This window comes from Streptomyces sp. DH-12, assembly GCF_002899455.1.
Classification (GTDB): Bacteria; Actinomycetota; Actinomycetes; order Streptomycetales; family Streptomycetaceae; genus Streptomyces.
Genome location: NZ_PPFB01000001.1, coordinates 6,181,486 through 6,199,434 on the forward strand (window position 1 = coordinate 6,181,486; position 17,949 = coordinate 6,199,434).

16 protein-coding genes are annotated in these 17,949 nt (G+C 72.3%); 15 read left to right on the plus strand and 1 reads right to left on the minus strand.

Annotated features, from left to right (window positions below):
- Positions 1-217: 217 nt before the first annotated feature.
- A complete protein-coding gene (locus tag C1708_RS26855; RefSeq protein WP_106415100.1) occupies positions 218-2,416 on the minus strand; it encodes an elongation factor G-like protein EF-G2 in 2,199 nt (732 codons plus the stop codon).
- A gap of 266 nt (positions 2,417-2,682) precedes the next feature.
- On the opposite strand from C1708_RS26855, the gene pgsA reads away from it, so the two are divergent.
- From pgsA to relA, 15 genes are all read left to right on the plus strand, one after another.
- Positions 2,683-3,408 carry a phosphatidylinositol phosphate synthase gene (gene pgsA / locus C1708_RS26860; protein ID WP_106415101.1) on the plus strand — a complete coding sequence of 242 codons (726 nt, stop codon included), beginning with the start codon at positions 2,683-2,685 and terminating at the stop codon, positions 3,406-3,408.
- Positions 3,405-4,334, plus strand: coding sequence for a phosphatidylinositol mannoside acyltransferase (locus C1708_RS26865; protein WP_106415102.1), 930 nt, complete (start codon positions 3,405-3,407; stop codon positions 4,332-4,334). The genes pgsA and C1708_RS26865 overlap by 4 nt, the downstream gene beginning before the upstream one ends.
- Positions 4,331-5,494, plus strand: coding sequence for a glycosyltransferase family 4 protein (locus C1708_RS26870; RefSeq protein ID WP_106415103.1), 1,164 nt, complete (start codon positions 4,331-4,333; stop codon positions 5,492-5,494). The genes C1708_RS26865 and C1708_RS26870 overlap by 4 nt, the downstream gene beginning before the upstream one ends.
- 110 nt (positions 5,495-5,604) lie before the next feature.
- Entirely contained in the window at positions 5,605-6,147 is a 543-nt protein-coding gene (locus C1708_RS26875) for a LemA family protein (protein WP_106416502.1), read from the plus strand.
- Between the two features lie 136 nt (positions 6,148-6,283).
- The gene (gene pdxS / locus C1708_RS26880) at positions 6,284-7,195 is read left to right on the plus strand and encodes a pyridoxal 5'-phosphate synthase lyase subunit PdxS (RefSeq protein ID WP_106415104.1); all 912 of its coding nucleotides are present in this window, start codon (positions 6,284-6,286) and stop codon (positions 7,193-7,195) included.
- Positions 7,195-7,800, plus strand: coding sequence for a pyridoxal 5'-phosphate synthase glutaminase subunit PdxT (gene pdxT / locus C1708_RS26885; RefSeq protein WP_106415105.1), 606 nt, complete (start codon positions 7,195-7,197; stop codon positions 7,798-7,800). The genes pdxS and pdxT overlap by 1 nt, the downstream gene beginning before the upstream one ends.
- Before the next feature lie 48 nt (positions 7,801-7,848).
- The gene (locus C1708_RS26890) at positions 7,849-8,601 is read left to right on the plus strand and encodes a YebC/PmpR family DNA-binding transcriptional regulator (RefSeq protein ID WP_106415106.1); all 753 of its coding nucleotides are present in this window, start codon (positions 7,849-7,851) and stop codon (positions 8,599-8,601) included.
- Positions 8,602-8,708: 107 nt separating this feature from the next.
- Positions 8,709-9,287: a crossover junction endodeoxyribonuclease RuvC gene (ruvC, locus tag C1708_RS26895; protein ID WP_106415107.1), complete on the plus strand. Its 579-nt coding sequence runs from the start codon at positions 8,709-8,711 to the stop codon at positions 9,285-9,287.
- Entirely contained in the window at positions 9,284-9,889 is a 606-nt protein-coding gene (gene ruvA, locus C1708_RS26900; RefSeq protein WP_106415108.1) for a Holliday junction branch migration protein RuvA, read from the plus strand. The genes ruvC and ruvA overlap by 4 nt, the downstream gene beginning before the upstream one ends.
- Before the next feature lie 67 nt (positions 9,890-9,956).
- Positions 9,957-11,027, plus strand: a complete 1,071-nt coding sequence (ruvB, locus tag C1708_RS26905; RefSeq protein WP_106415109.1) for a Holliday junction branch migration DNA helicase RuvB — start codon at positions 9,957-9,959, stop codon at positions 11,025-11,027.
- Positions 11,028-11,192: 165 nt separating this feature from the next.
- The gene (yajC, locus tag C1708_RS26910; protein WP_106415110.1) at positions 11,193-11,675 is read left to right on the plus strand and encodes a preprotein translocase subunit YajC; all 483 of its coding nucleotides are present in this window, start codon (positions 11,193-11,195) and stop codon (positions 11,673-11,675) included.
- Positions 11,676-11,804: 129 nt separating this feature from the next.
- Positions 11,805-13,568 (plus strand): protein translocase subunit SecD, encoded by a 1,764-nt coding sequence (secD, locus tag C1708_RS26915; RefSeq protein WP_106415111.1) that lies wholly within the window; start codon positions 11,805-11,807, stop codon positions 13,566-13,568.
- Positions 13,569-13,571: 3 nt separating this feature from the next.
- A complete protein-coding gene (secF, locus tag C1708_RS26920; protein ID WP_106415112.1) occupies positions 13,572-14,687 on the plus strand; it encodes a protein translocase subunit SecF in 1,116 nt (371 codons plus the stop codon).
- Entirely contained in the window at positions 14,684-15,232 is a 549-nt protein-coding gene (locus tag C1708_RS26925) for an adenine phosphoribosyltransferase (RefSeq protein WP_106415113.1), read from the plus strand. Before secF ends, C1708_RS26925 begins: the two co-directional genes overlap by 4 nt.
- 191 nt (positions 15,233-15,423) lie before the next feature.
- Positions 15,424-17,949 (plus strand): GTP pyrophosphokinase, encoded by a 2,526-nt coding sequence (relA, locus tag C1708_RS26930; protein WP_106415114.1) that lies wholly within the window; start codon positions 15,424-15,426, stop codon positions 17,947-17,949.

A 17,949-nucleotide genomic window follows, 5' to 3' on the forward strand; every position in this document is an offset into this window, starting at 1 on the left:
CCCGCCCCCGATCGCCGCGACTGTCGTCTTGCGGCCTTCCCGACTTCCGTGCTGCGCACACCTGTTGATCAGGTGTTCAGCGTATAGGCAGCCACCGCCGTCCGCCGGGAGTCGTTCCAAGCCGTTCTCCGGCACGGGGGAGGCGATACGGAGCGAACCGGGAGCGTGACCGCGCACGCGGGCGCCCGCCGGAACGACCGGCGGGCGCCCCGGCGCGTCACGAGGCCGCGCGCGCCTCCCCCTTGACCCGCTCCGCGACCTGCGGCGGCATGGGCTCGTGCCGGACGTAGCGGCGGCTGAAGCGGGCGGTGCCGTGCGACAGCGACCGCAGGTCGACGGCGTACCGGCCGATCTCGATCTCCGGCACCTCCGCCCGGATCAGCGTGCGCCCGCCGGGCGACTGCTCGGTGCCCAGCACGCGGCCGCGCCGGCCGGACAGGTCGCTCATCACGGCGCCCACGTAGTCGTCGCCGACCAGCACGGACACCTCGGCCACCGGCTCCAGCAGGAGGATCTTCGCGTCCGCGGCGGCCTCCCGCAGGGCCAGCGCGCCCGCCGTCTGGAACGCGGCGTCGGAGGAGTCCACCGAGTGCGCCTTGCCGTCCAGCAGGGTCACCCGCACGTCGATGAGCGGATGCCCGGTGGCGACTCCCTTCAGGGCCTGGGCCCTTATGCCCTTCTCCACCGAGGGGATGAACTGCCGGGGCACGGCGCCGCCGACCACCTTGTCCACGAACTCGATGCCCGAGCCGTTCGGCAGCGGCTCCACCTCGATCTCGCAGATCGCGAACTGCCCGTGCCCGCCGGACTGTTTGACGTGCCGGCCGCGTCCGGAGGCCGGGCCGCCGAACGTCTCCCGCAGCGACACCCGGTGCGGCACCACGTCGACCTGCACGCCGTACCGGCTGCGCAGCCGCTCCAGCGCCACGTCCGCGTGCGCCTCGCCCAGACACCACAGCACCACCTGGTGGGTGTCCTGGTTCTGCTCCAGCCGCATCGTCGGGTCCTCGGCCACCAGCCGCGCCAGCCCCTGCGACAGCTTGTCCTCGTCGGCCTTGCCGTGCGCCTCGATGGCCAGCGGCAGCAGCGGGCCCGGCATCTCCCACGCCTCCATGACCAGCGGGTCGTCCTTCGCGGACAGGGTGTCGCCGGTCTCCGCGCGGGAGAGCTTCGCCACGCACGCCAGATCGCCCGCGATGACGTGCGACACCGGCCGCTGCAGCTTGCCGAACGGCGTGGACAGGGCGCCGACCCGCTCGTCGACATCGTGGTCCTCGTGGCCCCGGTCGGTCAGACCGTGCCCGGAGACGTGCACGGTCTGGTCGGCGCGCAGCGTCCCGGAGAAGACCCGCACCAGCGAGAGCCGCCCCACATAGGGGTCGGAGGAGGTCTTCACGACCTCCGCGACCAGCGGGGCGTCCGGGTCGCACGGCTTCAGCTCGCGCGGCCTGCCGTCCGGCGCGGTCACCCGCGGGGTGCCGTGCTCCAGCGGGGTCGGGAAGCCGCCCGTGATCAGATCGAGCAGCTCCACCGTGCCGAGTCCCTGGCGGGCGCCGGGGGCGGCGGGCGCGGCGGCCAGGACGGGGAAGAAGACGCCCCGCGCCACCGCCCGCTCCGCGTCGTCGATCAGCGTCTCGACGTCGACGTCCTCACCGCCGAGATAGCGGTCCATGAGGGTCTCGTCCTCGCTCTCGGAGATGATCCCCTCGATCAGCCGGCCGCGCGCCTCCTCGATCAGCGGCACCTGGTCCCCGACCGGCTCGTTCGCCACGCGCTCGCCGCTGGAGTAGTCGAACAGCTTGCGCGTCAGCAGCCCGATCAGGCCGGTCACCGGCGCGTGCCCGTCGGGCCCCTCGGGGCCGCGCAGCGGCAGGTACAGCGGCAGCACCGCGTCCGGGTCGTCCCCGCCGAAGGTCTCCGCGCAGACCCGGGTCATCTCCTCGAAGTCGGCGCGGGCCGCCTCCAGGTGCGTGATCACGAGGGCGCGGGGCATGCCGACCGCCGCGCACTCGTCCCACACCATGCGGGTCGAGCCGTCCACGCCGTCCGCGGCGGAGACGACGAAGAGGGCCGCGTCCGCCGCTCGCAGACCGGCCCTGAGCTCCCCGACGAAGTCGGCGTAGCCGGGGGTGTCCAGGAGGTTGACCTTGATGCCGTTCCACTCCACCGGCACCAGGGAGAGCTGCACCGAACGCTGCTGCCGGTGCTCGATGTCGTCGTAGTCGGAGACGGTGCCGCCGTCCTCCACGCGGCCCGCCCGGTTCACCGCCCCCGCGGTCAGCGCGAGGGCCTCCACCAGAGTCGTCTTGCCCGATCCGGAGTGGCCGACCAGCACCACGTTCCGTACGGACGCGGGACGGTCGGCCGCCTGTACCCTGCCGGCGGCCCCGGGATGTGTGTGCGCCTTGTCGCCCATGATCCTGCCTCCCGTGCACGGTGAGGTCACTGTGGGCGCGGACCCGTGGAACCCTTCCCCGGACCCCGTCCGGGGGCATCGCCTGCGGTGCGGCTCCGGCGGCGCCCGCGGTTCTTCGAGCTTTCCACTCCTGTCACGGCCCGTCCATACGAAGGACGTGCTCCCCGCCGCGGCCCCGGTCCGCGGGGGTGCGGCGAGGAGCACGGCGGCGCCCGCGCACGGCGGCCCGGGTGCCCCGCAGCCGCGCCCCCGCGCGCGTGGCTACGATGGGCCCGCCGGTGGCCAGCAGGGGCCGCACGGCCACACCGACCGTCGGGAAGGCCATGCTGAACAAGTACGCGCGTGCATTTTTCACGCGTGTCCTCACACCGTTCGCCGCGTTTCTCATCCGGCGGGGGGTCAGCCCCGACACGGTCACGCTCCTCGGCACCGCGGGCGTGGTGGCCGGTGCGCTGGTCTTCTATCCGCGCGGCGAGTTCTTCTGGGGCACGGTCGTCATCACGCTGTTCGTCTTCTCGGACCTGGTCGACGGCAACATGGCCCGGCAGCTGGGCCGCTCCAGCCGCTGGGGCGCCTTCCTGGACTCCACCCTGGACCGGGTCGCCGACGGCGCGGTCTTCGGCGGCTTCGCCCTGTGGTACGCGGGCTCCGGCGACGACGACGTGCTGTGCGCGGTGTCGATCTTCTGCCTGGCCAGCGGCCAGGTGGTGTCGTACACCAAGGCGCGCGGCGAGTCGATCGGGCTGCCGGTCGCCGTCAACGGGCTGGTGGAGCGGGCCGAGCGGCTGGTGATCTCGCTGGTCGCGGCCGGGCTCGCGGGCCTGCACGCGTTCGGGGTGCCCGGCATCCAGTACCTGCTGCCCGTCGCCCTGTGGGCCGTCGCCGTCGGCAGCCTCGTCACGTTGATCCAGCGCGTGGTCACCGTGCGCCGCGAGTCCGCCGAGGCGGAGGCCGCGGAGCGGCAGGCGCAGGGGAGCGAGGCCGCCCAGTGAACGCCCGCGAGCGGCTCGCCGACGCCCTGTACGGCGCCGGCTGGAGCACCGTGAAGAGGCTGCCCGAGCCGGTCGCCGTGCGCCTCGGCCGGACCATCGCCGACGCCGCCTGGAAGCAGCGCGGCAAGGGCGTGCTGCGGCTGGAGAGCAACTACGCGCGCGTGGTGCCGGACGCGGGCCCGGAGCGGCTCGCCGAGCTGTCCCGCGCGGGCATGCGGTCCTACCTGCGGTACTGGATGGAGTCGTTCCGGCTGCCCGCCTGGAGCCCCGAGCGCATCGCCGGCTCCCTCACCGTGGAGGACCTGCACCACCTCGACGAGGGCATGGCGGCCGGCAAGGGCGTCGTCCTGGCGCTCCCGCACCTCGCCAACTGGGACCTCGCCGGCGCCTGGCTCACCACCAGGCTCGGCATACCGTTCACCACCGTCGCCGAGCGCCTCAAGCCGGAGACGCTGTACGACCGCTTCGTCGCCTACCGCGAGGGCCTCGGCATGGAGGTCCTGCCGCACAGCGGCGGCTCCGCCTTCGGCACCCTGGCCCGGCGGCTGCGCGACGGCGGTCTGGTCTGCCTGGTCGCCGACCGCGACCTGTCCTCCTCGGGCGTCGAGGTGAGCTTCTTCGGCCACGCCGCCCGCATGCCCGCCGGCCCCGCCCTGCTGGCCCAGCACACCGGCGCCCGGCTGCTGCCCGCCACCCTCTGGTACGACGCGCCGCCCATGATGCGGGGCCGGGTCCACCCCCCGGTCGAGGTTCCCGCGTCAGGCACGCGCGCCGAGAAGACGTCCGTGATGACACAGGCGCTGGCCGACGCCTTCGCCACGGGAATCGCCGGCCACCCGGAGGACTGGCACATGCTGCAGCGCTTGTGGACCGAGGACCTCGGCCCCGCGCACGCCCCCGGCGGGGACCGGAAGGGGACGTCGTGAGGATCGGCATCGTCTGCCCGTACTCCTGGGACGTGCCGGGCGGCGTCCAGTTCCACATCCGCGACCTGGCCGAGTACTTCCTCCGCCTCGGACACGAGGTCTCCGTCCTCGCCCCGGCCGACGACGACACCCCGCTGCCCCCGTACGTCGTCTCCGCGGGCCGCGCGGTGCCGGTGCCGTACAACGGCTCGGTGGCCCGGCTGAACTTCGGCTTCCTGTCCGCCGCGCGGGTGCGGCGCTGGCTGCACGACGGCTCCTTCGACGTGGTGCACATCCACGAGCCGACGTCGCCCTCGCTGGGCCTGCTGACCTGCTGGGCGGCCGAGGGCCCGATCGTCGCCACGTTCCACACGTCCAACCCGCGCTCCCGCGCGATGATCGCCGCGTACGCCATCCTCCAGGCCGCCCTGGAGAAGATCAGCGCGCGGATCGCGGTGAGCGAGTACGCCCGCCGCACCCTCGTCGAGCACCTGGGCGGCGACGCCGTGGTCATCCCCAACGGCGTCGACGTCGACTTCTTCGCCGAGGCCGAGCCCAAGCCGGAATGGCAGGGCGACACCATCGGCTTCATCGGCCGCATCGACGAACCCCGCAAGGGCCTGCCGGTGCTGATGCGGGCGCTGCCGAAGATCCTCGCCGCCCGCCCGCAGACCCGGCTGCTGGTGGCCGGGCGCGGCGACGAGGAGGAGGCGGTCGAGTCGCTGCCGGCCGAGCTGCGCCCCCGCGTGGAGTTCCTCGGCATGATCAGCGACGAGGACAAGGCGCGGATGCTGCGCAGCGTGGACCTCTACGTGGCGCCCAACACGGGCGGCGAGAGCTTCGGCATCATCCTGGTCGAGGCGATGTCGGCGGGCGCGCCGGTGCTGGCCTCCGACCTGGACGCCTTCGCCCAGGTCCTCGACCGGGGCGCGGCCGGCGAGCTGTTCGCCAACGAGGACGCGGACGCGCTCGCCGACGCGGCGGTGCGCCTCCTGGGCGACCCCGGGCGCCGCGCGGAACTCCGCGCGCGGGGCAGCGCCCATGTGCGCCGCTTCGACTGGTCGACGGTCGGCGCGGACATCCTCTCCGTCTACGAGACGGTCACCGCGGGCGCGGCAGCGGTCGCCACGGACGACCGGGCGACGGGTCTGAGGGCCCGGCTGGGGCTGGCGCGGGACTGAGACCCCGGGGCGTCACGTCCCCTGTCCTGAGCCCGCGTGCGCCGAACCCGGCGTCCGGGGTGCGGCCCCAGGGACCGCGCCCCGCCGCGCCGGTACTAGCCTTGCCGCCCGTGACCGCAACCCTGATCTGGATCCTCGTCGTCCTCGTCGCCGTCGGGCTGTACCTGAGCTGGACGGCCGGGCGGCTGGACCGGCTGCACGCCCGGATCGACGCCGCCCGTGCCGCGCTCGACGCGCAACTGCTGCGCCGCGCCTCGGTGGCGCAGGAGCTGGCCACCTCCGGGGTGCTCGACCCCGCCGCCTCGATCGTGCTGTACGAGGCCGCGCACGCCGCGCGGCAGGCGGTGGAGGAGCAGCGGGAGGTCGCCGAGAGCGAGCTCAGCCAGGCGCTGCGGGCGGTGTTCGCCGACCCGCAGCAGGTGGACGCGGTCCGGGAGGCGCCCGGGGGAGAGGAGGCCGCGCGGGAACTCGCCGAGGCCGTGCGCAGGGTGCCGATGGCCCGCCGCTTCCACAACGACGCCGTGCGCGCCGCCCGCGCCCTGCGGCTGCACCGCAAGGTGCGCTGGTTCCGGCTGGCCGGCCACGCCCCGTTCCCGATGGCCTTCGAGATGGACGACGAGCCGCCGGCGGCGCTGATCGAGCGGGCCGCCTGACGGCGCTTCCCGGCCGTCAGGAGCCGGCCCCTCGGCCGAGAACGAGCCACCGGCTCCTCATTGGCCCTTGATGTGGCCTGCTCCGGTCACGTTTCCTCAGTGCTGCAGAATCCCCCTCATCTCAGCGAGGTCATTCGTGTCCAGCACGCTCTCCGAAAACCAGGGTCCCGGGACCGGCACCGCGCGCGTGAAGCGCGGCATGGCCGAGCAGCTCAAGGGCGGCGTGATCATGGACGTCGTCACGCCGGAGCAGGCGAAGATCGCCGAGGACGCGGGCGCCGTCGCCGTCATGGCGCTGGAGCGCGTCCCCGCCGACATCCGCAAGGACGGCGGCGTGGCCCGCATGTCCGACCCGGACATGATCGAGGGCATCATCGACGCCGTGTCCATCCCGGTGATGGCCAAGTCCCGCATCGGCCACTTCGTCGAGGCCCAGGTGCTCCAGTCGCTCGGCGTCGACTACATCGACGAGTCCGAGGTCCTCACCCCGGCCGACGAGGTCAACCACTCCGACAAGTGGGCCTTCACCACCCCCTTCGTCTGCGGCGCCACCAACCTGGGCGAGGCCCTGCGCCGCATCGCCGAGGGCGCCGCGATGATCCGCTCCAAGGGCGAGGCCGGCACCGGCAACGTCGTCGAGGCCGTCCGCCACCTGCGCCGGATCAAGGGCGACATCGCCCGCCTGCGCGGCCTGGACAACCACGAGCTGTACGCCGCCGCCAAGGAGCTGCGCGCCCCCTACGAGCTGGTCAAGGAGGTCGCCGAGCTGGGCAAGCTGCCGGTGGTGCTGTTCTCCGCCGGCGGTGTGGCCACCCCGGCCGACGCCGCGCTGATGCGCCAGCTCGGCGCCGAGGGCGTCTTCGTCGGCTCCGGCATCTTCAAGTCCGGCGACCCCGCCAAGCGCGCCGCGGCCATCGTCAAGGCGACCACCTTCTACGACGACCCGAAGATCATCGCGGACGCCTCCCGCAACCTCGGCGAGGCCATGGTCGGCATCGACTGCGACACCCTGCCCGAGACCGAGCGCTACGCCAACCGGGGCTGGTGATGACCGCTCCCGTGATCGGAGTGCTCGCACTCCAGGGCGACGTACGGGAGCATCTGGTGGCCCTGGCCGCGGTCGACGCCGTGGCCGGGCCGGTCCGGCGCCCGGAGGAGCTCGCCGAGGTCGACGGCCTGGTGATCCCGGGCGGGGAGTCCACCACGATCTCCAAACTGGCCGTGCTCTTCGGCCTGATGGAGCCCCTGCGCGCCCGCGTGCGCGCCGGTATGCCCGTCTACGGCACCTGCGCCGGCATGATCATGCTCGCCGACAAGATCCTCGACCCGCGTTCCGGGCAGGAGACCGTCGGCGGCATCGACATGATCGTGCGCCGCAACGCCTTCGGCCGGCAGAACGAGTCGTTCGAGGCCGCCGTCGAGGTCGAGGGAATCGCCGGGGACCCCGTGCAGGGCGTCTTCATCCGGGCGCCCTGGGTGGAGTCCGTCGGCGCGTCCGCCGAGGTGCTCGCCGAGCACGACGGCCACATCGTCGCGGTCCGCCAGGGCAGGGCGCTCGCGACCGCTTTCCACCCGGAACTGACCGGGGACCACCGGGTGCACCGCCTCTTCGCCGACATGGTGCGGGCGAACCGGAGGGACGAATCCTTGTAGGATTCCTGCGTTCGTTGCAGCGATGGGTTACGCGAAGGAGACAGGCAGATGTCCGGCCACTCTAAATGGGCCACGACGAAGCACAAGAAGGCCGTGATCGACGCCAAGCGCGGCAAGCTCTTCGCGAAGCTCATCAAGAACATCGAGGTCGCGGCCCGGATGGGCGGCGCCGACCCCGACGGAAACCCGACGCTGTACGACGCCATCCAGAAGGCGAAGAAGCAGTCGGTCCCCAACAAGAACATCGACTCCGCGGTCAAGCGCGGCGCGGGCCTGGAGGCCGGCGGCGCCGACTACGAGACGATCATGTACGAGGGCTACGGCCCCAACGGCGTCGCGGTGCTCATCGAGTGCCTCACCGACAACCGCAACCGCGCCGCCTCCGACGTCCGGGTCGCGATGACCCGCAACGGCGGCTCCATGGCCGACCCGGGCTCGGTGTCGTACCTGTTCCACCGCAAGGGCGTGGTGATCGTCCCCAAGGGCGAGCTGACCGAGGACGACGTCCTCGCCGCCGTGCTCGACGCGGGCGCCGAGGAGGTCAACGACCTCGGTGAGAACTTCGAGGTGATCAGCGAGCCGACCGACCTGGTCGCGGTCCGTACCGCGCTCCAGGACGCCGGCATCGACTACGAGTCGGCCGACGCCAACTTCGTCCCGACCATGCAGGTCCAGCTGGACGAGGAGGGCGCGAAGAAGATCTTCAAGCTCATCGACGCGCTGGAGGACAGCGACGACGTGCAGAACGTCTTCGCCAACTTCGACGTCAGCGACGAGATCATGGAGAAGGTCGACGCGTGACGCGTCCGCGGGGCGGCGGGCCGACGGGACACACCCCGTCGGCCCGCCGCTCTGTCGGTGGCACCCGATAGCCTGCACAAACAGGTGATCGAGCAAGGGGGCGACGCATGCGCGTACTGGGGGTCGACCCGGGACTGACCCGGTGCGGTGTCGGCGTCGTCGAGGGGGTGGCGGGACGCCCGCTCACCATGCTCGGCGTGGGAGTCGTCCGCACGCCGACGGACGCCGACCTCGGCCACCGCCTGGTCGCCGTCGAAGAGGGCCTGGAGCAGTGGCTCGACGAGCACCGCCCGGAGTTCGTCGCCGTGGAGCGCGTCTTCAGCCAGCACAACGTGCGCACGGTGATGGGCACCGCCCAGGCCAGCGCCGTCGCCATCCTCTGCGCCTCCCGGCGCGGCATCCCCGTCGCCCTGCACACGCCCAGCGAGGTCAAGGCCGCCGTCACCGGCTCCGGCCGCGCCGACAAGGCCCAGGTCGGCGCCATGGTGACCCGTCTGCTGCGGCTCGACGCGCCGCCCAGGCCGGCCGACGCCGCCGACGCCCTCGCGCTCGCCATCTGCCACATCTGGCGCGCCCCCGCCCAGAACCGGCTCCAGCAGGCCGTCGCCGCTCACGCGGCGCGCGCCCCGCAGACCACCCCCCGGGCCCCCGCGGCCCGCCACGCATCGAAAGGCCGTACGGCATGATCGCCTTCGTCAGCGGCACGGTCGCCGCCCTCACCCCCGACACCGCGGTGGTCGAGGTCGGCGGCGTCGGCATGGCCGTCCGGTGCACGCCGGACACGCTGTCCACGCTGCGCGTCGGACAGCTCGCGAAGCTCGCCACCTCCCTCGTCGTCCGCGAGGACTCCCTGACCCTGTACGGCTTCGCCGACGAGGACGGACGCCAGGTCTTCGAGCTGCTCCAGACCGCCAGCGGCGTCGGCCCCCGGCTGGCCCAGGCCATGCTCGCCGTGCACAGCCCCGACGCCCTGCGCCGCGCCGTGGCCACCGGCGACGAGAAGGCGCTGACCGCCGTCCCCGGCATCGGCAAGAAGGGCGCCCAGAAGCTCCTCCTCGAACTGAAGGACCGGCTCGGCGAGCCCACCGGCGCCCCCGCCGTCGGCGCGCCCGTCACCGCCGGCTGGCGCGACCAGCTGCACGCCGCCCTCATCGGACTGGGGTACGCGACCCGTGAGGCCGACGAGGCCGTGGCCGCGGTGACCCCCCAGGCGGAGGCCGCCGGGGGCGGCGTACCGGTGGGGCAGCTGCTCAAGGCGGCCCTGCAGACGCTGAACCGCGCCCGATAGACCGCGACCGCCGCCCGAGGGCCCACGACCGCGCCCGAGTCCGTACGGAGAGCTGAGGCACACGCACATGAACTGGGACGACACGAACGACACCGCCGCCTCCGAGCGGCTGGTGGAATCGGTCGCCGACCGCGAGGACCAGGCCGTCGAGGCCGCGCTGCGCCCCAAGGACCTGGGCGAGTTCATCGGCCAGGAGAAGGTCCGCGAGCAGCTCGACCTGGTGCTGCGGGCCGCCCGCGCCCGCGGCGCCACCGCCGACCACGTGCTGCTCTCCGGCGCCCCCGGCCTCGGCAAGACCACCCTCTCCATGATCATCGCGGCGGAGATGGACGCCCCCATCCGCATCACCTCCGGCCCCGCCATCCAGCACGCCGGCGATCTCGCCGCGATCCTCTCCTCCCTCCAGGAGGGCGAGGTCCTCTTCCTCGACGAGATCCACCGCATGTCCCGGCCCGCCGAGGAGATGCTGTACATGGCGATGGAGGACTTCCGCGTCGACGTGATCGTCGGCAAGGGCCCCGGCGCCACGGCGATCCCGCTGGAGCTGCCGCCCTTCACCCTGGTCGGCGCCACCACCCGGGCCGGTCTGCTGCCGCCCCCGCTGCGCGACCGCTTCGGCTTCACCGCGCACATGGAGTTCTACGAGCCGGCCGAGCTGGAGCGGGTCGTCCACCGCTCGGCGAGCCTGCTCGACGTGGAGATCGACACCGAGGGCGCCGCGGAGATCGCCGGACGCTCCCGCGGCACGCCCCGCATCGCCAACCGCCTGCTGCGCCGGGTCCGCGACTACGCGCAGGTCAAGGGCGACGGCCGGATCACCCAGGACGTCGCCGCCGCGGCCCTCGCGGTGTACGAGGTGGACGCCCGGGGCCTGGACCGGCTGGACCGGGCGGTGCTGGAGGCGCTCCTCAAGCTGTTCGGCGGCGGTCCGGTCGGCCTGTCCACGCTCGCCGTCGCGGTGGGGGAGGAGCGTGAGACCGTGGAGGAGGTGGCCGAGCCCTTCCTGGTGCGGGAGGGACTGCTCGCCCGTACCCCCCGGGGACGGGTGGCGACGCCCGCGGCATGGTCGCATCTCGGCCTCACGCCGCCGCGCCCGCAGGCCGCCGGAAACGGACAAGGGGACCTGTTCGGGGCGTGACGGCGGGCGCGTTGGCCCGGGCAGGAACCCGGGTGCCATGCTGAGCGTTGTTCCCTTGGTGCGGACTCGCCTAGACTCCGCCGGTGCCGCCCTTGTCGGCGGCAGCACACACCCCCAACCATCAGGCCGTTCACCATCGCGGTCGTGTGAAGGAAGTTCCGACCCGTGAGTCTCCTGACCCTCCTCCCGTTCATTGTGCTCATCGGGGCCATGTTCCTGATGACCCGCTCGGCCAAGAAGAAGCAGCAGCAGGTCATCGAGATGCGGAACCAGATGCAGCCCGGTTCCGGCGTCCGCACGATCGGGGGCATGTACGCCACGGTCAAGGAGGTCAACGAGGACACCGTCCTCCTCGACGCCGGGCCGGGCGTGGAGCTGCTGTTCGCGAAGAACTCGATCGGCGCCGTCCTGAGCGACGACGAGTACAACCGCATCGTCCACGGCATCGAGCACGACCCGCAGTCCGACGCCGACGTCGTCCCCGACGACGCCTCCTCCCTCACCGAGACCGACGACTCCTCCGACGCTGCCGCCGACTCCGACGACACGCCCGTCGACCTCGGCAAGAAGGACGCGGAGGACGAGCCGGCCGACGCCACGGCGGACGCGCGCGCGAAGAAGTCCGACGGCGGCACCGACGCGAAGTAGCCGTGCTCCGGGGCGCGCGGGTACCGCCCGCGCCCCGGACCATGCCCGGCTCGCACGGGATCATCCCGACACCACGTCATGGCCGCCGGCCCCCTCCCGGGACCGGGCGGCCCGAGAGGGAGTACAAAGGTGGCAGCACTCAAAAAGGGACAGAACGCGAGCGCCACAAGCAAGCCGTGGCGCTCGCTGGCTCTGATCCTGATCGCCATCGTGGCGCTCACCGGAGGGATGTTCGCCTCCGGGCACACCACTCCGCGTCTGGGCATCGACCTGGCCGGGGGCACGAGCATCACGCTGGCGGCGGTCCCCGAGGCGGGCCAGGAATCCGCGATCAACAAGACCAACATGGACACCGCGGTCTCCATCATGGAGCGGCGGGTCAACGGTCTGGGCGTCTCCGAGGCCGAGGTACAGACGCAGGGCGACCGCAACATCATCGTCAACATCCCCAAGGGCACCAACTCCGAGCAGGCCCGGGAGCAGGTCGGCACCACCGCCAAGCTGTACTTCCGCCCCGTGATCGCCACCGAGCTGGCCGGCGGCGGCGCCGCCCCCGAGCCGAGCGCCACCGGCGCCCCCTCCGGCGACCCCTCCTCCGGCAAGGCCACGGACGACGCGAGCGAGGAGGCCACCGACGGCTCCGCCGCGTCCGCCACCCCCTCGTCGAGCGCCACCGCCCAGGGCCGCGCGGTCACCGACGCCCTGAAGGCCGACGAGAGCCCGTCCGCCACCGACGAGGCGAGCCCCTCCCCGTCCGCGACGGGCGGCGCCTCCGAGGACGCCGACAGCAAGCTCCAGGCCGAGTACGCCAAGCTCGACTGCACCAAGGAGAGCGTCCGCGCCACCGCCGGTGACGGCGCCAAGGCCACCGACTCCACCGTCGCCTGCGGCCAGAACTCCGAGGGCCAGTGGCAGAAGTACATCCTCGGCCCGGCCGCCGTCGACGGCACCGACGTCGACGAGGCCGACGCCGTCCTCAACACCCAGTCCGGCGCCGGCTGGACCGTGACCATGCAGTTCACGGGCGAGGGCTCCAAGAAGTTCGCCGACATCACCGGCCAGCTCGCGCAGAAGCCGTCCCCGCAGAACCAGTTCGCGATCGTCCTGGACGGCGAGGTCGTCTCCGACCCGTACGTCCGGCAGGCCCTGACCGGCGGCAACGCCGAGATCTCCGGCAACTTCACCCAGCAGTCGGCGCAGGAACTGGCCAACATGCTGTCCTACGGCGCCCTGCCGCTGACCTTCCGCGAGGACAGCGTCACCACCGTCACCGCCGCCCTCGGCGGCGAGCAGCTCGAGGCCGGTCTGATCGCCGGCGCCATCGGCGTCGCGCTGGTCGTGCTGTACCTGCTGATCTACTACCGCGGCCTGTCCTTCATCGCCGTCGCGTCCCTGCTGGTCTCCGCGGCCCTCACCTACGTGATCATGTCGCTGCTCGGCCCGACCATCGGCTTCGCGCTGAACCTGCCGGCCGTCTGCGGCGCCATCGTGGCCATCGGCATCACGGCGGACTCCTTCATCGTCTACTTCGAACGGGTCCGGGACGAGATCCGCGAGGGCCGCTCGCTGCGCCCCTCCGTGGAGCGGGCCTGGCCGCGCGCCCGGCGCACCATCCTGGTCTCCGACTTCGTGTCCTTCCTGGCCGCCGCCGTGCTCTTCGTGGTCACCGTCGGCAAGGTGCAGGGCTTCGCGTTCACCCTGGGGCTGACCACGCTCCTCGACGTCGTGGTGGTGTTCCTCTTCACCAAGCCGCTGCTGACGCTGATGGCCCGCCGCCCGTTCTTCGCGAGCGGCCACAAGTGGTCCGGTCTCGACCCGAAGGCGCTGGGCGCGAAACCGCCGCTGCGCCGCACCCGCCGTCCCTCCGCCCCTGCCCTGACGAAGGAGGCGTGAGAGATGTCGAAGCTCGGCACCCTCGGCGCCCGACTGCACCACGGCGAGATCGGCTACGACTTCGTCAAGAACCGCAAGCTCTGGTACGGCGTCTCGATCCTCATCACCATCGCGGCCATCCTCGGCCTGGGCGTGCGCGGCCTGCACATGGGCATCGAGTTCCAGGGCGGCGCGGTCTTCACCACCCCGAAGAACATGAGCGTCTCGGTGGCGACCGCCGAGGACTACGCGGAGGACGCCTCCGGCCACGACGCCATCGTCCAGAAGCTCGGTGACGGCAGCCTGCGCATCCAGGTCGCCGGCATCGACACCAAGACCTCGGACGCCATCAAGGACCGGCTCGCCGGCGACCTCGAGGTCGACGCCGAGAAGATCAACGCCGAACTGGTCGGTCCCAGCTGGGGCGAGCAGATCGCCAACAAGGCCTGGCAGGGCCTGGGCATCTTCCTCATCCTGGTCGTGATCTACCTGGCGATCGCCTTCGAGTGGCGCATGGCCGTCGCCGCGTTCGTCGCGCTGATCCACGACATCACCATCACGGTGGGGATCTACGCCCTCGTCGGCTTCGAGGTCACCCCCGGCACGGTGATCGGTCTGCTCACCATCCTCGGCTACTCGCTGTACGACACGGTGGTCGTCTTCGACAGCCTCAAGGAACAGACCAAGGACATCACCAAGCAGACCCGCTGGACGTACAGCGAGATCGCCAACCGGTCGATCAACAGCACCCTGGTGCGGTCGGTCAACACCACGGTGGTGGCGCTGCTGCCGGTGGCGGGCCTGCTGTTCATCGGCGGCGGTGTCCTCGGCGCCGGCATGCTGAACGACATCTCCCTGTCGCTGTTCGTCGGCCTCGCCGCCGGCGCGTACTCCTCGATCTTCATCGCCACCCCGCTCGTCGCCGACCTCAAGGAGCGCGAGCCGGCCATGAAGAGCCTGAAGAAGCGCGTGCTGGCCAAGCGCGCCCACGGCGGCGACCCGGACGACGGCCGGGACACCCCCGTGACCCACGACGGCCACGACGAGCCCGCCGACGTCGCGGCGGCGGTCGTCGGGCCCCGCACCCAGCCCGCGTCCCGCGTCCGCGGCCGCGGCCGACCCTCAGGAAAGCGCAGATGACCGAGCACGCCGACCTCTCCGCCCTGCTGCTGAGCCGCATCCGGGACGTGGCGGACTACCCGGAGCCGGGCGTGATGTTCAAGGACATCACGCCGCTCCTGGCCGACCCCGAGGCGTTCGACGCGCTGACCGCGGCCCTCGCGGACGTCGCCCGCCGGGCCGGCGCCACCAAGGTCGTCGGCCTGGAGGCCCGCGGGTTCATCCTCGGCGCTCCGGTCGCGCTCCGCGCCGGCCTCGGCTTCGTCCCCGTCCGCAAGGCGGGCAAGCTCCCCGGGGCCACCCTGAGCCAGGCGTACGACCTGGAGTACGGCTCGGCCGAGATCGAGGTCCACGCGGAGGACCTCGGCGCCGACGACCGCGTCCTGGTCGTCGACGACGTCCTGGCCACCGGCGGCACCGCCGAGGCGTCCCTCCAGCTCATCCGCAGGGCGGGCGCCGAGGTCGCGGGCCTCGCCGTGCTGATGGAGCTCGGCTTCCTCGGCGGCCGGGCCCGGCTGGAGCCCGCCCTGGCGGGCGCACCGCTGGAGGCGCTGCTCACGGTCTGAGCCCACAGGGGCGCCGGAAGCGGCCCCGGAGACACCGCGCAGGCGGACCCGGAGGAATACGGGTCCGCCTCGTGCGTTTCTCCTGTCGACGGCCCTCACACCGCTCCGGAGGCGATCGGCGGGCACGGGCTCGCTACCATGGGACCTCCGGAGCCTGACCGGGGGACCCGGATCGCGCACGAGGAGTCCTCTTGCCAGACGAGGCCCAGCACCTAACCGCCGCCAAGCCCGAGCCCGCCTCGGCGCCGGCGGCGAAGCCCGCGCCGAACACGCCCCAGGCGAAGAACGACCCCCGCGGGCCGGTGCAGCGCGCTCAGGCGGCTCCCGTGGACAAACCCGAGCAGCCGCGTCCCAAGCCGTCCCCTCCCGAGCGCTCCGCGTCCCCGGCCCGTCCCAACGCCGGCCAGCCGCGCTCCGGCTCCTCCAACCGCGTCCGCGCCCGCCTGGCCCGGCTCGGCGTCCAGCGGGCCAACCCGTACAACCCGGTGCTGGAGCCGCTGCTCCGGATCGTGCGGAGCAACGACCCGAAGATCGAGAACGCCACGCTGCGCCAGATCGAGCGCGCCTACCAGGTCGCCGAGCGCTGGCACCGCGGCCAGAAGCGCAAGAGCGGCGACCCGTACATCACGCACCCGCTCGCCGTCACCACCATCCTCGCCGAGCTCGGCATGGACCCGGCGACGCTGATGGCCGGGCTGCTGCACGACACCGTCGAGGACACCGAGTACGGCCTGGAGGACCTGCGCCGCGACTTCGGCGACGTGGTCGCGCTGCTCGTCGACGGCGTCACCAAGCTGGACAAGGTCAAGTTCGGCGAGGCCGCCCAGGCCGAGACCGTGCGCAAGATGGTCGTCGCCATGGCCAAGGACCCGCGTGTCCTGGTCATCAAGCTCGCCGACCGCCTGCACAACATGCGCACCATGCGCTACCTCAAGCGGGAGAAGCAGGAGAAGAAGGCGCGCGAGACCCTGGAGATCTACGCGCCGCTCGCCCACCGCCTGGGCATGAACACCATCAAGTGGGAGCTGGAGGACCTCGCCTTCGCGATCCTCTACCCCAAGATGTACGACGAGATCGTCCGCCTGGTCGCCGAGCGCGCCCCCAAGCGCGACGAGTACCTCGCCATCGTCACCGACGAGGTGCAGCAGGACCTCAGGTCCGCCCGCATCAAGGCGACCGTCACCGGCCGCCCCAAGCACTACTACAGCGTCTACCAGAAGATGATCGTCCGCGGCCGTGACTTCGCGGAGATCTACGACCTGGTGGGCATCCGCGTCCTCGTGGACACCGTCCGCGACTGCTACGCGGCCCTCGGCACGGTGCACGCGCGATGGAACCCGGTCCCCGGCCGGTTCAAGGACTACATCGCGATGCCCAAGTTCAACATGTACCAGTCGCTGCACACGACGGTCATCGGCCCGGGCGGCAAGCCCGTCGAACTGCAGATCCGCACGTTCGACATGCACCGCCGCGCCGAGTACGGCATCGCCGCGCACTGGAAGTACAAGCAGGAGGCCGTCGCCGGCGCCTCCAAGATCCGCACCGACGCGCCCAGGTCGTCCGGCAGGAGCAAGGACGACCACCTCAACGACATGGCGTGGCTGCGCCAGCTCCTCGACTGGCAGAAGGAGACCGAGGACCCGGGCGAGTTCCTGGAGTCGCTGCGCTTCGACCTCTCGCGCAACGAGGTCTTCGTCTTCACGCCCAAGGGCGACGTCATAGCGCTGCCCGCCGGCGCCACTCCCGTGGACTTCGCCTACGCGGTGCACACCGAGGTCGGCCACCGCACCATAGGCGCCCGGGTCAACGGCCGCTTGGTGCCGCTGGAGTCGACCCTCGACAACGGCGACCTGGTGGAGGTCTTCACCTCCAAGGCGGCCGGCGCCGGCCCCTCCCGCGACTGGCTCGGCTTCGTGAAGTCGCCCCGCGCCCGCAACAAGATCCGCGCCTGGTTCTCCAAGGAGCGCCGCGACGAGGCGATCGAGCAGGGCAAGGACTCCATCGTCCGCGCCATGCGCAAGCAGAACCTGCCCATCCAGCGCATCCTCACCGGCGACTCGCTGGTCACGCTGGCGCACGAGATGCGCTACTCCGACATCTCCGCGCTGTACGCGGCGATCGGCGAGGGGCACGTCTCCGCGCAGAACATCGTGCAGAAGCTGGTGCAGGCCCTCGGCGGGGAGGAGGCGGCCACCGAGGAGATCGACGAGTCGGTCCCGCCCACCCGCAGCCGCCGCAAGCGCCGCTCCAGCGCCGACCCCGGCGTCATCGTCAAGGGCGTCGAGGACGTGTGGGTCAAGCTCGCCCGCTGCTGCACCCCGGTGCCGGGCGACCCCATCATCGGCTTCGTCACCCGCGGCAGCGGCGTCTCCGTGCACCGCAGCGACTGCGTGAACGTCGACTCGCTGTCCCGCGAGCCCGAGCGGATCCTCGAGGTCGAGTGGGCGCCCACCCAGTCGTCGGTGTTCCTGGTCGCCATCCAGGTCGAGGCACTGGACCGCTCCCGGCTGCTGTCGGACGTCACGCGCGTGCTGTCCGACCAGCACGTCAACATCCTGTCCGCGGCCGTGCAGACCTCCCGCGACCGGGTCGCCACCTCCCGCTTCACCTTCGAGATGGGCGACCCCAAGCACCTGGGCCACGTCCTGAAGGCCGTGCGCGGCGTGGAGGGCGTCTACGACGTCTACCGCGTCACCTCGGCCCGCAACCGCGGGTAG

Coding starts and splice junctions, on each gene's coding strand:
- C1708_RS26855 (WP_106415100.1), bottom strand. CDS start 2,416: ATGGGCGACAAGGCGCACACACATCCCGGGGCCGCCGGCAGGGTACAG.
- pgsA (WP_106415101.1), top strand. CDS start 2,683: ATGGGCCCGCCGGTGGCCAGCAGGGGCCGCACGGCCACACCGACCGTC.
- pdxT (WP_106415105.1), top strand. CDS start 7,195: ATGACCGCTCCCGTGATCGGAGTGCTCGCACTCCAGGGCGACGTACGG.
- C1708_RS26890 (WP_106415106.1), top strand. CDS start 7,849: ATGTCCGGCCACTCTAAATGGGCCACGACGAAGCACAAGAAGGCCGTG.
- ruvC (WP_106415107.1), top strand. CDS start 8,709: ATGCGCGTACTGGGGGTCGACCCGGGACTGACCCGGTGCGGTGTCGGC.
- ruvA (WP_106415108.1), top strand. CDS start 9,284: ATGATCGCCTTCGTCAGCGGCACGGTCGCCGCCCTCACCCCCGACACC.
- ruvB (WP_106415109.1), top strand. CDS start 9,957: ATGAACTGGGACGACACGAACGACACCGCCGCCTCCGAGCGGCTGGTG.
- secF (WP_106415112.1), top strand. CDS start 13,572: ATGTCGAAGCTCGGCACCCTCGGCGCCCGACTGCACCACGGCGAGATC.
- C1708_RS26925 (WP_106415113.1), top strand. CDS start 14,684: ATGACCGAGCACGCCGACCTCTCCGCCCTGCTGCTGAGCCGCATCCGG.